This window comes from Actinoplanes sp. NPDC024001, from assembly GCF_040638955.1.
Classification (GTDB): domain Bacteria; phylum Actinomycetota; class Actinomycetes; order Mycobacteriales; family Micromonosporaceae; genus Actinoplanes.
In genome coordinates this window covers 14,705-29,784 of record NZ_JBEZZB010000028.1, presented here as the reverse complement: position 1 = coordinate 29,784, position 15,080 = coordinate 14,705, and the positions used below count along the sequence as shown (strand labels likewise).

Below are 15,080 nucleotides of genomic sequence, written 5' to 3'. Positions count from 1 at the left end.
CGGCCCTGCCGTAGGGGCCGGAGGCGGCGGTACCACGGAGGTAGACCGACGACAGAGGCGAGGTACGAGGATGTCCCGCTACGTCTACGACTTCATCGACGGCAACAAGGATCTGAAGGACCTGCTCGGCGGCAAGGGCGCGAACCTGGCCGAGATGACCCGGATGGGCCTGCCGGTGCCGCCCGGTTTCACCATCACCACCGGGGCCTGCCGCGAGTTCCTCCGCACCGGAACACCCCCGCCGACCCTGTTCACCGAGGTGGAGGAGCATCTGCGGCTGGTGCAGGAACGGCTGGGCAAGCGGCTCGGCGACCCGTCGGACCCGCTGCTGCTGTCGGTGCGCTCGGGCGGGAAGTTCTCCATGCCGGGAATGATGGAGACCATCCTCGACATCGGCCTCAACGACACCACGGTGCTCGGTCTGGCCGCCCGCAGCGGCGACGAGCGGTTCGCCTGGGACTCCTACCGCCGGCTCATCCAGATGTTCGGCAAGACCGTGTACGGCGTGCCCGGCGAACTGTTCGACGCGGAGCTGGCGGCGGCCGGCCCCGATCCCGGCGCCGCGGCGCTGCGCGATCTCGTCGCCACGTACCAGAAGATCTTCGCCGAGCGGACCGGGCGCGACTTCCCGCAGTCGCCGCACGAGCAGCTGTACTCGGCGATCACCGCGGTGTTCCAGTCCTGGAACGCCGAACGCGCCGTGCTCTACCGCCGGCAGGAGCGCATCCCGCAGGACCAGGGCACCGCGGTCAACGTGATGGCGATGGTCTTCGGCAACCGCGGCCCCACCTCCGGCAGCGGTGTGGCGTTCACCCGCGACCCGGCGACCGGCCGCCGTGGCGCCTACGGCGACTACCTGCCGAACGCGCAGGGCGAGGACGTGGTCGCCGGCATCCGCAACACGATGGGGCTGGCCGATCTGGCCGAGATCGACCCGGCGAGCCACGCCCAGCTCCTGTCGATCATGCAGAAGCTGGAGCAGCGCTACCGCGACCTGTGCGACATCGAGTTCACCATCGAGGACGGCCGGCTCTGGATGTTGCAGACCCGGGTCGGCAAGCGGACCCCGGCCGCCGCGTTCGTGATCGCCGCCCAGCTCGTCGAGGAGGGTGTCATCACCCTCGACGAGGCGCTGCAGCGGGTCAGCGGTGAACAGCTCGCCCAGCTGATGTTCCCCAGCTTCGACACCGCTGCCGCGCCCGCGCCGCTGACCACCGGGGTGCCGGCCTCGCCCGGCGCGGCGGTCGGCGCCATCGTCTTCGACTCCGCCGCGGCCAGCGCCGCGTCCGAGCCGGTGATCCTCGTCCGGCAGGAGACCAACCCCGACGACCTGCCCGGCATGATCGCCGCGCAGGGCATCCTGACCAGCCGGGGCGGCAAGACGTCGCACGCCGCCGTCGTCGCCCGGGGCATGGGCAAGACCTGCGTGTGCGGGGCCGAGGAGCTGCTCATCGACGCCGCCGCCGGCACCCTCACGGTCGGCGGCACCGTGCTGCGCGCCGGGGAGGTGATCTCCCTGGACGGCACCAGTGGTCACGTCTACCCCGGTGCGGTGCCGGTCCGGCCGTCCGCGGTGGTCCGCTACTTCGAACGGGAGCTGTCGCCGCTCGGTGATCCGCTGCTCGCCGCCGTCCAGCGGCTGATGACGCACGCGGACCACACCGCCCGGCTCGGGGTGCACGCCAACGCCGACACCGCGGCGGACGCCGAGCGGGCCCACCGGTTCGGCGCCACCGGCATCGGCCTGTGCCGCACCGAGCACATGTTCCTCGGCGCGCGCCGCCGCCTGGTGGAACGGCTGATCCTCGCCACCGGCGACGCCGAACGCGCCGCCGCGCTCGCCGAACTGCTGCCCCTGCAGCGCGACGACTTCGTCGAACTGTTCGCGGCGATGGACGGTCTGCCGGTCACCGTCCGGCTCATCGACCCGCCGCTGCACGAGTTCCTGCCGCCCCTGGAGGAGCTCGTCGCCCGGGTGAGCCGGGCCGAGGCGCTCGGCCAGGATCCCGGCGACGACGCCCGCCTGCTGGCCGCGGTCCGCCGGATGCACGAGCAGAACCCGATGCTGGGGCTGCGCGGCGTACGGCTGGGGCTGGTCGTGCCGGGCCTGTTCGCCATGCAGGTCCGCGCCATCGCCGAGGCCGCGGCGGCGCGGGTCGCCGCCGGCGGCGACCCGCGCCCGGAGATCATGGTTCCGCTGGTCGGGGCGGTGCAGGAGCTGGAGTCGGTGCGCGCCGAAGCCGAGTTCGTGCTGGCCGCCGTCGCCGGCGCCCCGCCGATCCGGATCGGCACCATGATCGAGGTGCCGCGGGCGGCGCTCACCGCCGGGGAGATCGCGCACGCCGCCGACTTCTTCTCCTTCGGCACCAACGATCTGACCCAGATGACCTGGGGTTTCTCCCGCGACGACGTGGAAGGCGCGTTCTTCGGCCGCTACCTCAGCCTCGGCATCTTCGCGGTGTCGCCGTTCGAGACCATCGACGCCGGCGGCGTGGGCGAACTGGTTCGCATCGCCGTCGAGCGGGGCCGCGCCGCCCGGCCGGACCTGACCGTCGGGGTCTGCGGCGAACACGGCGGCGACCCCGCCTCGGTGCGGTTCTTCCACGACGCCGGTCTCGACTACGTGTCCTGCTCACCGTTCCGGGTGCCGATCGCCCGCCTGGAAGCCGGCCGCGCCGCCGGCCGGGCCGCCGGCTCCGACAGCCGGTAGGAAGCGACAGGGAAAGGAAGTCCGATGAAAGCGCTCGTCGTCTACGAATCCATGTTCGGCAACACCGCCGACGTCGCCCGCAGCGTCGCCGACGGCCTCGCCGGCGCCTTCGAGGTCACCGTCGCCGACGTCCGGGACCGGCCGTCGCCGGCCGGGGTGGACCTGCTCGTCGTCGGCGCGCCCACGCACGCCTTCGGGCTGAGCCGGCCGGCCACCCGCGCGGACGCGGCCCAGCAGGGCGAGGTCCGCGAGGGCGCGCAGGAACTCGGCATCCGCGAGCTGCTCGACGGATCGGCCCGGCTGGCCGGGACGCCGGTCGCCGCCTTCGACACCAAGGTGAACAAGGCGTACGTGCCGGGGTCCGCGGCCCGCAAGGCGCTTCGCCTGCTGCGCGGGCTCGGCGGCCGGGCGGTCCTGCCCGCCGAGAGCTTCCGGGTCACCGGCATGACCGGTCCCCTGGTCGCCGGCGAACTCGACCGTGCCCGCCAGTGGGGGCAGACCCTCGCCGCGTCGGCGCTGGCCGCACGGCAGCACGTCTGAGGCGGAGCCATGTCCGCCACCGTCGTTCCGGTCCGCCCGCCGGCACACCCGCTGCCGGCGGCGCCCGGGCCGAGGACCCGATCGGCGATCGCCTGGTCGCTGGTCGTCTGCTCCGGGGTGGCCACCGCCGCCCTGATGCCGCGCGGCCCGGTCACCGGTACGGCCGTGCCGGCCTTGATCATCGGCGCCGCGCTGACCGGTGTCCTGACCGGCCGGCTGATCCGGTCCCGGTGGGCGCTGATCGCGGCGCCGCTGCTGCACGTCGCCGTGTGGGAGCTGGCCCGAGCGACCGTGTTCCGCGCGGAGGGGCTGACCTTCGAACGACCACACCTCGACGTGTCGCTCGGCGTCGCGGTCTTCCTGGCCGTCCACGTGGCGTACGGACTGCTCGCCGGCGTACCGATGCTGATCGGTGTCCTGGCCGGACGGGCCTGGGCCCGCCGGCGGCTGCCGGCCGCCGTCGTGACCGGCGTGGCGCTGCTCGCCGTGCTGGCGGCCGGCCTGCTGATCGTCTGGCCGGCGCGGGTCGCGCCGGTGACCGGCGCGACCGGCGGCGTCGCGGCACTGGAGCGCGTCCGTCTCGGCGGCGCCGCGCAGTGGGTGTCGATGCGCGGTCACGACGGGGCGAACCCGGTGCTGCTGCACCTGTCCGGCGGACCGGGCACCTCGGACGTGGGCTGGGTACGCACCTTCAACCAGCCCCTGGAGCGGTCGTTCACCGTCGTGGTGTGGGAACAGCGCGGGGCCGGCAAGTCCTATCCGGCGCTCGACCCGGCCGGCCGGCTCACCCTGGACCGGATGGTGTCCGACGGCGTCGAGCTCGCCGCCTGGCTGACCCGCCGTTTCGGCCAGCCGAAGATCTATCTGACCGGCAACTCATGGGGCAGCACCCTCGGTGTGCTGATGGCGCAGCGCCGGCCCGACCTGTTCCACGCCTATGTCGGGACCGGGCAGATGGTCAGCCAGCGCGAGACCGACCGCCGGATCTACCGGCAGCTGCTGGACCACGCCGCCGGCACCGGCGACGAGTCACTCCGGCAACGCCTCACCGCCCTGGGCGAGCCGCCGTACCGGGACCTGTACGGATATGCGCTGGTGATGCAGTACTACGACGCGCTGGAACCGTACGAACGGACGGCTGCTTTCGAGGCCGCACGCGGGCTCGCCGGGTTCCACCCCGATGAGTACAGCTGGCTCGACACCTGGAACGAGCTGCGCGGCTTCGCCGACATGGGCGGCCTGCTCTACCCACAGTTGCAGGGCGTCGACTTCCGCGCCGACGTGCCGGCGCTCGACGTGCCGGTCTACTTCGTGCAGGGCAGGTATGAGCTGACCGCGCGCAGCGCGCTCGCCGGCGAGTGGATCGCCCAGCTGCGCGCCCCGATCAAACGCACCTACGTCTTCGAGCACTCCGGCCACAACCCCGACGCGGAGGAACCCGAGCGCTTCAACGCGTTGCTGGTGCGGACCGTGCTCGCCGACACCCACGCGAGGTGATCATGATGGCCGGCCGGCTGCCGCGGCTCAGCGCCGCTGACGCGCTCAACCTCTACGTCGAGGCGCCGCGGGCGCCGATCAACGTGGCCGCGGTCGCGGTCGCCGAGGACACCGGGCGATGGCGTACGGCGCAGATCCGCGCCGAGATCGAGGACCGTCTCGCCGCCGTGCCCAGGCTGAGGCAGGTGCTGCGCTTCCCCGGGCCGTTCGGCGGCCGGCCGGTGTGGATTCCGGCCGCGCGTTTCCGCATCGAGGACCACGTGCACACGGCCGCCGTGGCGCCACCCGGCGACGAGGAAGCCCTGCTGGAGCTGGTCGCGCGGCTCGTCACCGCCCGTCGGCCCGCATCGCCACTTGGCCGTCCTGCACCTCGATCTCGCCTCGGCGAAAGCGGCCGCCCACCGCCATCGGGCCACGGTCAACGACCTCGTGCTCGCCCTGGCCGCCGGCGGGGTACGCGCGCTGCTCACCGCCCGCGGCGAACCACTCGAAGGGCTGCGGCTGCACAGCTCGGTCGCGGTCTCGCTGCGCACGGCCGGCGCAACCGCCGAGGCCGGCAACCGGACCGGCGGCTTCCTGGTGGAGCTGCCGGTCGCCGAGCCCGACCCCGCGCAGCGGCTGCGCCGGGTGGCCGCGGCGACCACCCACGCCAAACAGGAGCAGCCGGTGACCGGCGGCAACGACGTCCTGACCGCCCTGGCACGGCTGCGGGTCATGCGCTGGTTCATCCGTCACCAGCGCCTGGTCAGCGTGGTGGAGAGCGACATGGTCGGCCCGGCCACCCCGATCCGGCTGCTCGGCGCGCCGGTGTCGGACGTCTTCGCGGTCGGCAACCTGGCCGGCAACGTGCCGCTGTCGTTCCTGGCCCTCTCCTACGCGGGCCGGCTCACCATCACGGTGCACGCCGACGCCGATGCGCTGCCGGACCTGGCCGTCCTGCTGGCCGGGATCCGGGCGGACTGGGCCGCTCTCGGCTCGGCTGCGGCTATGCCAGGCCCAGGCCGCGGCGGCCGATCTCGTTGAGGTCGGCGGGCTGGAAGCGGTTGGGCCAGTCGCGCTCGTAGTGCTCGGGCGGGAAGTCGCTGGGGCTGGAGCCGCTGAGGAAGGCTGATCGCACGGAGGCGGCGTACTGCTCGTTGCGCGGGCACCAGGGGGCGGCCGGGATGTACATGACGTTGCCCCAGCCCTTCTGGGCCTCGACCGGGGCGACGCTGTGGATCATGTCGCAGTGCCACCAGACGGAGTCGCCGGCCCGCACGTCGGGGATGCCGGAGAGGGCCTCCATGAGCGGGGCGTGCCACTTGTGGCCGGCCGGGAAGACCTGGTTGACGGTGACGCCGCACATGTCGTCGTCGGGGACGTCGCTCAGCAGCGGGCGCAGCATCAGGTAGGCCATCGCCTCGGGGATCGGAACGGTGTGCAGCACGCCCTGGTCGTGGTCCATGTCGGACAGCGCGGTCCAGCCCTGGAAGGTGCGGAACGCCGAGCACATGGTGGAGCCGGGATATTGCGGGCCGGCGGTGCGGTGGGCGGCGTCCCACGGGTCGTACTGCTCGACGGCGCCGTCGAACAGGTGCCGGAACGCCTGCTGGTAGGCCTGCGTCATCCACAGGTCGAGGGTGCCGGGGTCGAGGTGGGTGCCGAGGCCGGCGGAGTCGGCGCCTTCCGGGCGGCGGCGGATGCGGTCGGGGTAGAGCGAGTCACGGTCGGGGTCGAACCAGCGCACACCGTCGGACTCGGATTTCCACTGGCTGTTGAGGAAGGCCTGCACGCGGGCCATGCGCTCGCTCTGCCGGGCCTGCATCTGGGCGGGCGACCAGTAGATCGGGTAGATCTCGGGCTTGGAGCCGACGCTGCCGAAGAAGTCGTCACCGGGACCGCGGTAGTCGTCGAAGAAGTGATTGCTCTCGACGTAGTCGACGATGTCGGCGTCCCACCGCAGCGCCTGCTCGCGGTCGAAGTGGCCGCGCACGACGAGGCAGCCGCGGCGGCGCAGGTGCGCGACCTGCTCGGCGGAGACGGTGCCGCGGGCGATGTCGGCGTAGTCGATGACCGGCCAGACGGTCTCGCCGCGGCGGCGGGCGGCGGTGATGTCGTCGATCGCGGCCTGGACGCGCCGCTCGACGACGGCGAAGACCTCGTCGACGGTGCGGCCGGAGGCGGCGATCCGCGCCCGCAGCGCCGCCTTGATCTCGCGGATGGCGGCTTTCAGGTCGGCGGGAGTCTGCTCCCAGTGCGGCAGCGCGGTGGTGGTCGGCACGGCTCGTCCTTTCTAGTCAGCTCCCTTTACTTGAACGAGCGTACGAGCCTCCCACCCTTCCAGGCAAGAGCCTTGACTAGTATTCGTGCGTGGAATCCGCCAAGCCGTCGCAGGATCTGGTGCGGTCGCTGACCGACGAGCACGTGCTGACCGCCCTCGTGCGGCACCGCCGGCTCACCCGGGCCGAGCTGGCCACCGCCATCGGCATCTCCAAGCCGACCGCGGGCGAGAGCGTGCGCCGGCTGACCGAACGTGGCCTGGTCGCCGACACCGGCGAACGCACGCCCGGCGGCCGGGGCCGGGGCCGGGTGGGCTCGTACTATGCGCTCTCCCCGCAGGTGGGGGTGGCGCTGGCCGTCACCATCACCCCGGAGGGCGTCATCGCCGAAGCCCTCAGCGTCTACGGCGACACCGTGGCGCGCGCCGCCCGGCAGATCGACCGGCCGGCCCGGCCGAGGCAGGTCTCCGCCGCGCTGCAATCGGTGGCCGCCGAGGTCCGCGACGCCTGCGGCCGGCCCGCCCGCCTGGCGGTCGTCGGCGTGGCCGACCCGGTGGATCGCGCCACCGGCCGCCTGATGCAGCTGCCCGACGCGCCGTTCCTCGTCGGCGAGCTGGACCCGGCCGGCATCCTCGCGCCGATCGTCGGCGAGCGGGTCGTCGTGGACAACGACGTGAACTGGGCGGCCCTCGCCGAGCGCGACAGCGGCGGACCCGGCCCGTCCCGCGACTTCGCCTACCTCTACCTGGGCGAGGGGCTGGGCTGCGCGATCGTCAACGACGGCGAGATCCGGCGCGGCGGGGCCGGGCTGGCCGGCGAGATCGCCCACCTGCTGACCGTCGGCCCCGGCGGGCAGGCGATCCGGTTCATCGAGCTCTTCGGCGAGCTGGGGCTGCGCCGCGCCGGCTCGACCGCGATCGACGTCGACCGGCTGCTGAGCAGCCCCGACCGGACCCACGAGGTGCTGGCCGCCGCCGCGGCCGGGGTGATCGCCGCCGTGGTCGCCCTCGCCGATCCGCTCCGGGTCGTCATCGGCGGGCCCTGGGGCGTGGCTCTGGTCGGCGACATCCGCGCGGCGGTCGACCGGCTCCCGCGGCGCGTTCCCGTTCAGCCCGCGGCGGTGACCGGCGAGCCGGTGATGGCCGGGGTCCGGTCCGAGGCGCTCCACGGGTTACGGGCTCTGGTCACCGCGGGTGCCTGACGCCACGACCGGAGCGTCCTCACAGGTCGGTGCGGTGACCGGTCGCGCGCTGACAGTCCGCCAGCCGGCGGCGCGCCGCGTGCAGACGGTCACCCATGACGTGCAGGAACCGGGTCGTGAGCTTGTGACCGAGGCCGGGGTCGCTCTGGAACAGGGCGCGCACGAGCGGGCCGTTGAAGGTCAGCGCGTGCGTGGTGTGGACCGAGACGGCGCCGAACTGCCACCGGTACGGCGGGAACAGCCACGAGCACCCCAGAACGGCCGGTGCGCGCAGGGTCTCCAGGACGAAGTTGTCGTACCCCGGCACCTCGGTGTCGAGATAGACCCGGCCGTCGGTGATCAGCCAGAACTGCTCGGCCGGTGCGCCCTCGTTGAAGATGCGGTTGCCGGCGTGGAACATCGACCGGCTGGTCAGCGGCGCGAGCAGACTCAGCTGGTGTTCGGTCAAGCCGGCCAGGAACGGCTGCTCGGCAAGCGTCTCGACGGTGGTGAACACGTTCCCTCCCCGGGTCGGAAAGCCGGCGTACACCTGTAGTCAAGCGCTGACCGGCCGTGCCGGGCGAGAGTCATCGGGCCGCCTCCGGCCGGGACCTTCGGCCCGCCGTCTGCGGACCTGCGACCGGCGCAGCCGGGCGCCCTTTCATGGGCCAATAGGGGCATGGGAACCCCTGCGCAGGACCACGAGAAGCCCCGCCGTTACGCCACCCCGACCGGTGAGCCGTGCCCCTACGCTCAGCGGGCCGACGGCACCGTCGAGGGTGACGGCGCCTGCCGGGGATGCGGGACCTGCCTGCTGGGCGCCGGCTGGGAAAGCGCCGGCCGGGACGCCTTCAGACGGTCGTGACGCGCAGACCGCGCCGGGTGAAGTGTTCCGCGGCCGCGGCCAACTGCTCCGCGGTCGGCGGCTGGGTGTCCTCCAGCGGGTAGCGCAGACCCAGCTCCCGGTACTTGGCGACGCCGAGACGGTGGTAGCCGAGGATGTCGACCTGCTCGAGCACGCCGCCCCAGCGGGCGGCGTGCTCGGCGACGCCGGCGATGTTGTCCGGGTCGTCGGTCAGACCGGGAACTAGAACGAAGCGGATCCGCATCCGGTTGCCCCGGGCGGCGAGCCGGTCCCCGAAGGCGATGGTCGGGTGCAGCGCGACGCCGGTCACCTTCCGGTACGTCACCGGGTCGCTCGACTTCACGTCGAGCAGCACCAGGTCGGTGGCGTCGAGGAGCTGGTCGCTTGCGCGGGCGCCGAGGAAGCCCGAGGTGTCCAGGGCGGTGTGCAGGCCTTCGGCCTTGCAGCGTTGCAGGTACGCCTCGACGAAGTGGTGCTGCAGCAGCGGCTCCCCACCGGAAACCGTCACTCCCCCGCCGGCGGCCTGGATGAACGCCTTGAAGGAGAGCGTCTTGGCGACCAGGTCGTCGAGGCTGACGAGCCGGCCGTTGCGGCCCTCCCAGGTGTCCGGGTTGTGGCAGTACAGGCAGCGCAGGTGGCAGCCGGCGAAGAAGGTCACGAACCGGGTGCCCGGGCCGTCGGCGGCGGTGACGACGTCCCAGGAGTGCACCGAGGCGACCAGCTCGCCGGAAGCGTGGTGCGTCCCGGCCGGGGCGATGCCCAGGTCGGGACGGTGGATCACGACGTCCTTCACAGCGCACCGTGGAAGGTGCGGGAGATGACGTCGCGCTGCTGTTCCTTGGTGAGCCGCACGAAGTTGACCGCGTAACCGGAGACCCGGATGGTCAGCTGCGGGTAGTTCTCCGGGTGTGCCATCGCGTCCTCCAGCGTGGCCCGGTTCAGCACGTTCACGTTCATGTGGAAGCCGTCGACCGCGGTGTATCCGTCGAGCACCCCCACCAGGTTGCGGACCTGTTCGGTACGGGTGTTGCCCAGACCGTTCGGAGTGACCGTGGTGGTCAGCGAGATGCCGTCCTGGGCGTGCTCGTACGGCAGTTTCGCCACCGACAGCGCCGCCGCCACCATGCCGTGCCGGTCCCGCCCGTTCATCGGGTTCGCTCCCGGCGCGAACGGCTCGCCGGCCCGCCGCCCGTCCGGGGTGTTGCCGGTGTGCTTGCCGTAGACCACGTTCGAGGTGATCGTCAGCACCGACTGGGTGTGCACCGCCTGCCGGTAGGTCGGGTGCTTACGGATCTTCGCCATGAACGACTCGACCAGCCCGGCGGCGATCGTGTCGGCCCGGTCGTCGTTGTTGCCGTACGTGGGGAACTCCCCCTCGACGGTGTAGTCCACGATCAGCCCGCGCTCGTCCCGCACCGGCCGTACGGTGGCGTGCTTGATCGCCGACAGCGAGTCGGTGGCGACCGACAGCCCCGCGATGCCGCAGGCGAGCGTGCGCAGCACGTCGGTGTCGTGCAGCGCCATCTCGATGCGCTCGTAGGCGTACCTGTCGTGCATGTAGTGGATGATGTTGAGCGCGTTGACGTAGGTCGCGGCCAGCCACTCCATCATCGTGTCGAACCGCTCGGCGACCTGCGCGTAGTCGAGCACCTCCCCGGTCAGCGGCGGCAGCACCGGGCCGACCTGGGCGCCGGAGTTCTCGTCGCGGCCCCCGTTGATCGCGTACAGCAGGGTCTTGGCGAGGTTCACCCGGGCGCCGAAGAACTGCATCTGCTTGCCCACGGCCATCGCCGACACGCAGCAGGCGATCGCCGTGTCGTCACCGAAGCGGGGCCGCATGAGCTCGTCGGACTCGTACTGGATGGCGCTGGTGTCGATGGAGACCTGGGCGCAGAAGTCCTTGAAGCCCTGCGGCAGCCGCGGCGACCAGAAGACCGTCAGGTTCGGCTCGGGCGCGGGGCCCAGGTTGTAGAGGGTCTGGAGGTAGCGGAAGCTGGTCCGGGTGACCAGCGGCCGGCCGTCGTCGCCGAGACCACCGATCGACTCGGTCACCCAGGTCGGGTCGCCGGAGAACAGCTCGTCGTACTCCGGGGTGCGCAGGAACCGCACGATCCGCAGCTTGATGACGAAGTCGTCGACCAGCTCCTGGGCCCGCTCCTCGGTGAGCCGGCCCTCGGCGATGTCCCGCTGCAGGTAGATGTCGATGAACGTGGAGGTACGGCCGAGCGACATCGCCGCGCCGTTCTGCTCCTTCACCGCGGCCAGGTAGGCGAAGTACAGCCACTGGACCGCCTCCCGGCCGGTGCGGGCCGGGCCGGAGATGTCATGACCGTACGAGGCCGCCATCTGCTTGAGCTCGCCGAGAGCGCGGATCTGCTCGGACAGCTCCTCGCGGCGGCGCACCGTGTCCTCGACCATCGGCTGGCCGGCGCAGGCGTCGAGGTCGGCCTGCTTCGCGGCGATCAGGGCGTCCACGCCGTAGAGGGCGACGCGCCGGTAGTCGCCGATGATCCGGCCGCGGCCGTACGCGTCGGGCAGGCCGGTGATGATGTGCGACTTGCGGGCGGCGAGGATCTGCGGGGTGTAGGCGTCGAACACCCCGGCGTTGTGGGTCTTGCGGTACTTCGTGAAGATCTCCGCCACCGCCGGGTCGGGCGCGTACCCGTACGCCTTCAGGCCGTTCTCGACCATCCGCCAGCCGCCGTTCGGGATGATCGCGCGGCGCAGCGGCGCGTCGGTCTGCAGACCGACGATCAGTTCGGCGTCCCGGTCGATGTAACCCGGCGCGTGGCTGGTGATCGTCGACGGGGTGACCGCGTCGACGTCGTAGATGCCGCGCTCCCGCTCGACCGGGAACATCGCCGACAACGTCGCCCAGACGCCGCGGGTCCGGTCGGTCGGCCCGGCCAGGAACGACGCGTCACCGGTGTACGGCTCGTAGTTGGCCTGGATGAAGTCACGCACGTCCACGCCGCAGCGCCAGCCGTCACCGGCGAACCCGCGCCACGGGTCCAGTCCGGCGGCGGTCGTGTCCAGGACGGTTGCGCTCATGTCGTTCCCCCAAGTCGAGTGCCTGCGATTCCAGGATTTCTGACGGACAACCCGCTCACCAGGGTCTTTGGACCCGCGGATCAGTAGTAAGCGGCCCGCATCAGCTCCTGCATGTCGTCGAGCATCGGCATCCGCGGGTTGGCCGGGGCGCACTGGTCCTCGTACGCGTTGAGGGCCTGCTGCGGCAGCGCGGCGAGGAAGGCCTCCTCGTCGACACCCAGCTGGGCGAAGGACGGCTCGATCCCGACCGCGGTGCGCAGCCGCTCGACCGCGGCGGCCAGCGCCTCGACCGCCTCGGCCGGGTTCGAGGCGGGCAGGCCGAGCATGCCGGCGATCTCGGCGAACCGCTGCGGCGCCCGGTAGTTCTCGTACTTCGGCCAGCCGGACAGCTTCGACGGCGCGGTGCCGTTGTAGCGGATCACGTGCGGCAGCAGCACCGCGTTGGTGCGTCCGTGCGCGATGTGGAAGGTCGCGCCGAGGGTGTGCGACATGGCGTGCACAATGCCGAGGAAGGCGCTGCCGAACGCCATGCCCGCGATGGTGCCGGCGTTGTGCATCCGCTCCCGGGCCTCGCTGTCGCCGTGCACCACCGACTGCTCCAGGTTGGCGAAGATCAACCGGATGGCGTGCAGGGCGAGACCGTCGGTGAAGTCGTTGGCGTACACCGACACGTACGCCTCGATGGCGTGGGTGAGCGCGTCGAAGCCGCTGTCGGCGGCGATGGCCCGCGGCATGCTGGCGGTCAGCATCGGGTCGACGATCGCCACCGTCGGGGTGAGCGCGTAATCGGCGAGCGGGTACTTCTTGCCGGTGCGGTGGTCGGTGATCACCGCGAACGGGGTCACCTCCGCGCCGGTGCCCGAGGTCGTCGGCACGCAGACCAGGCTGGCCTTCTCGCCGAGGCTGGGGAAGGCGAACGCCCGCTTGCGGATGTCGAAGAACTTCTCCCGCATGTCGTCGAAGTCGACCTCGGGGTGCTCGTACTTCAGCCACATCACCTTCGCCGCGTCCATGGCCGAACCGCCGCCGAGGGCGATGATCGTGTCCGGCTGGAACGAGCGCATCAGCTCGGCGCCGCGGTCGACCGTGGTCATCCGCGGTTCCGGCTCCACGTCGTCGATGATCTGCAGGGCCACCTGGTTCGGGCGGCGCTGCAGGACCCGGTTGATCCGGTCGACGAAGCCGAGCCTGGTCATCGTCGCGTCGGTGACCACGGTGACCCGGTGCACGTCCGGCATGTCGGTGAGGTAGCGGATGGCGTACGGCTCGAAATAGATCTTCGACGGCACCTTGAACCACTGCATGTTGTTGGTCCGCCTGCCGATCCGCTTGACGTTGATGAGGTTGACCGCCGACACGTTGTTCGACACCGAGTTGCGGCCGTAACTGCCGCAGCCGAGCGTCAGCGACGGCAGGAACGCGTTGTACATGTCGCCGATGCCGCCCTGCGAGGCCGGCGAGTTCCAGATCACCCGGACCGCTTTGACCCGCTTGCCGAACTCGACGACCAGGTCCTCGTCCTCGGTGTGGATCGCAGCGCTGTGCCCGAGTCCGTGGAACTCCACCATCTCGGTGGCGGCGCGCAGGCCCTCCTCCCGGGACCGGACCCGCAGCACCGCCAGGACCGGGCACAGCTTCTCCCGGGTCAGCGGCTCGTTCGGGCCGACCTCGCCGACCTCGGTCAGGATGATCGAGGTCTTCGGCGGCACGGTGAAGCCGGCGTGCTCGGCGATCCAGGCCGCCGACTGGCCCACGACGTCGGGGTTGAGCTTCGCGCCGCCGCACGCGGTGCCGTAGGCGGCGGCGCCGAAGATGAACTCCTCCAGCATCCGCTTCTCGTCGGCCGACGCCACATAGGCGTGCAGACCCTGGAACTCGGCGAGCGCGGCGTCGTAGATCTCCTCGTCGAGGATCACCGCCTGCTCGGAGGCGCAGATCATGCCGTTGTCGAACGACTTCGACAGCACGATGTCGTTGACGGCGCGCTGGAGTTTGGCGCTCTTCTCGATCCAGGCGGGCACGTTGCCCGCGCCGACGCCGAGCGCCGGCTTCCCGGCCGAGTACGCCGCCCGGACCATGCTGTTCCCGCCGGTCGCCAGGATCGTCGCGACACCGGGGTGGTGCATCAGCGCCGTGGTCGCCTCGACCGACGGCTGCTCGATCCACTGGATGCAGCTCTCCGGCGCGCCGGCCGCGACCGCGGCGTCCCGCACCACACGACCGCCTCGGCGCTGCACCGCTGCGCCGCCGGGTGGAAGGCGAACACGATCGGGTTGCGGGTCTTGAGCGCGAGCAGCGCCTTGAAGATCGCCGTCGACGTGGGGTTGGTGACCGGAGTGATGCCCGCGATCACGCCGACCGGGTCCGCGATCTCGGTGATCCCGCTGATCTCGTCCTCGCTGATCACGCCGACCGTGCGCAGTTTCGCCATGCTGTGCGTGACGTGCTCGCACGCGAAGATGTTCTTGACAGCCTTGTCCTCGAAGACACCGCGGCCGGTCTCCTCCACGGCAAGTTTCGCCAGGGCCGCGTGCCGGTCGAGGGCCGCCACCGACGCCTTCTTGACGATGTGGTCGATCCGATCCTGGTCGAAGGCGTCGTAGTCGGCGAGCGCCTTCGCGCCGGCGCTCACCAGAGCGTCGATCATGATCGAAACGTCGGAGGATGCGGCCATGCTTCGTCACCTCGGCTGTCAGTCGCTGAGTCGCGGTCCCGGACACCTCCAGCCTGAGCGATCACGCTGCTCGATACCGGAGGCGCGGGTCCCGGCGGGACGGGCCGGAAGTCCCGAAGCGCAGCCGGCTACGCCGGGCCGGCCAGGCCGACCAGGTTGCCCTCCGGGTCGGTGAAGTGTGCGACCACGAGGATTCCCGCCGGGTGCCGCTCGGGGCCCATCGCGCGGGTCCGCCCAGCCGCTCGGCCTCCCGCAGCGCGGCCGCGACGTCGGGCACGCCGACGTAGAACAGGGCGCGCGGCCGG

12 protein-coding genes and 1 pseudogene are annotated in these 15,080 nt (G+C 71.8%); 7 read left to right on the top strand and 6 right to left on the bottom strand.

What is annotated here, in order from left to right; genetic code table 11:
• Positions 1–70 precede the first annotated feature (70 nt).
• From ppdK to AB0F81_RS13700, 5 genes and pseudogenes are all read left to right on the top strand, one after another.
• Entirely contained in the window at positions 71–2,710 is a 2,640-nt protein-coding gene (ppdK, locus tag AB0F81_RS13720; protein WP_360195964.1) for a pyruvate, phosphate dikinase, read from the top strand.
• 24 nt (positions 2,711–2,734) lie between these two features.
• The gene (locus tag AB0F81_RS13715; RefSeq protein ID WP_360195961.1) at positions 2,735–3,250 is read left to right on the top strand and encodes a flavodoxin domain-containing protein; all 516 of its coding nucleotides are present in this window, start codon (positions 2,735–2,737) and stop codon (positions 3,248–3,250) included.
• Between the two features lie 9 nt (positions 3,251–3,259).
• A complete protein-coding gene (locus AB0F81_RS13710) occupies positions 3,260–4,747 on the top strand; it encodes an alpha/beta hydrolase (protein WP_360195958.1) in 1,488 nt (495 codons plus the stop codon).
• 2 nt (positions 4,748–4,749) lie between these two features.
• Positions 4,750–5,019: pseudogene (locus tag AB0F81_RS13705) on the top strand (wax ester/triacylglycerol synthase domain-containing protein); the annotation flags it as partial.
• Between the two features lie 82 nt (positions 5,020–5,101).
• Positions 5,102–5,770 (top strand): WS/DGAT domain-containing protein, encoded by a 669-nt coding sequence (locus AB0F81_RS13700; RefSeq protein ID WP_360195955.1) that lies wholly within the window; start codon positions 5,102–5,104, stop codon positions 5,768–5,770.
• Here AB0F81_RS13700 and AB0F81_RS13695 read toward each other — a convergent pair.
• Entirely contained in the window at positions 5,733–7,007 is a 1,275-nt protein-coding gene (locus tag AB0F81_RS13695) for a DUF1479 domain-containing protein (RefSeq protein WP_360195952.1), read from the bottom strand. The genes AB0F81_RS13700 and AB0F81_RS13695 overlap by 38 nt on opposite strands.
• 89 nt (positions 7,008–7,096) lie before the next feature.
• On the opposite strand from AB0F81_RS13695, the gene AB0F81_RS13690 reads away from it, so the two are divergent.
• The gene (locus AB0F81_RS13690) at positions 7,097–8,206 is read left to right on the top strand and encodes an ROK family transcriptional regulator (protein ID WP_360195949.1); all 1,110 of its coding nucleotides are present in this window, start codon (positions 7,097–7,099) and stop codon (positions 8,204–8,206) included.
• A gap of 19 nt (positions 8,207–8,225) precedes the next feature.
• Here AB0F81_RS13690 and AB0F81_RS13685 read toward each other — a convergent pair whose 3' ends face one another.
• A complete protein-coding gene (locus AB0F81_RS13685; RefSeq protein ID WP_360195946.1) occupies positions 8,226–8,702 on the bottom strand; it encodes a cyclic nucleotide-binding domain-containing protein in 477 nt (158 codons plus the stop codon).
• Positions 8,703–8,864: 162 nt separating this feature from the next.
• Between AB0F81_RS13685 and AB0F81_RS13680 the strand changes: the two genes are divergently transcribed.
• Positions 8,865–9,050, top strand: a complete 186-nt coding sequence (locus AB0F81_RS13680; protein WP_360195943.1) for a hypothetical protein — start codon at positions 8,865–8,867, stop codon at positions 9,048–9,050.
• Here the strand turns inward: AB0F81_RS13680 and pflA are convergent.
• From pflA to AB0F81_RS13660, 4 genes are all read right to left on the bottom strand, one after another.
• Positions 9,037–9,843 carry a pyruvate formate-lyase-activating protein gene (pflA, locus tag AB0F81_RS13675; RefSeq protein WP_360195940.1) on the bottom strand — a complete coding sequence of 269 codons (807 nt, stop codon included), beginning with the start codon at positions 9,841–9,843 and terminating at the stop codon, positions 9,037–9,039. The genes AB0F81_RS13680 and pflA overlap by 14 nt on opposite strands.
• Positions 9,840–12,101 carry a formate C-acetyltransferase gene (gene pflB, locus AB0F81_RS13670; RefSeq protein ID WP_360195937.1) on the bottom strand — a complete coding sequence of 754 codons (2,262 nt, stop codon included), beginning with the start codon at positions 12,099–12,101 and terminating at the stop codon, positions 9,840–9,842. Before pflB ends, pflA begins: the two co-directional genes overlap by 4 nt.
• 80 nt (positions 12,102–12,181) lie before the next feature.
• Entirely contained in the window at positions 12,182–14,317 is a 2,136-nt protein-coding gene (adhE, locus tag AB0F81_RS13665; protein WP_360195934.1) for a bifunctional acetaldehyde-CoA/alcohol dehydrogenase, read from the bottom strand.
• Positions 14,227–14,775 (bottom strand): aldehyde dehydrogenase family protein, encoded by a 549-nt coding sequence (locus AB0F81_RS13660; protein ID WP_360195931.1) that lies wholly within the window; start codon positions 14,773–14,775, stop codon positions 14,227–14,229. Before AB0F81_RS13660 ends, adhE begins: the two co-directional genes overlap by 91 nt.
• Between the last annotated feature and the right edge of the window lie 305 nt (positions 14,776–15,080).

Coding starts and splice junctions, on each gene's coding strand:
- AB0F81_RS13710 (WP_360195958.1), top strand. CDS start 3,260: ATGTCCGCCACCGTCGTTCCGGTCCGCCCGCCGGCACACCCGCTGCCG.
- AB0F81_RS13660 (WP_360195931.1), bottom strand. CDS start 14,775: ATGGCCGCATCCTCCGACGTTTCGATCATGATCGACGCTCTGGTGAGC.
- ppdK (WP_360195964.1), top strand. CDS start 71: ATGTCCCGCTACGTCTACGACTTCATCGACGGCAACAAGGATCTGAAG.
- AB0F81_RS13715 (WP_360195961.1), top strand. CDS start 2,735: ATGAAAGCGCTCGTCGTCTACGAATCCATGTTCGGCAACACCGCCGAC.
- pflB (WP_360195937.1), bottom strand. CDS start 12,101: ATGAGCGCAACCGTCCTGGACACGACCGCCGCCGGACTGGACCCGTGG.
- AB0F81_RS13680 (WP_360195943.1), top strand. CDS start 8,865: ATGGGAACCCCTGCGCAGGACCACGAGAAGCCCCGCCGTTACGCCACC.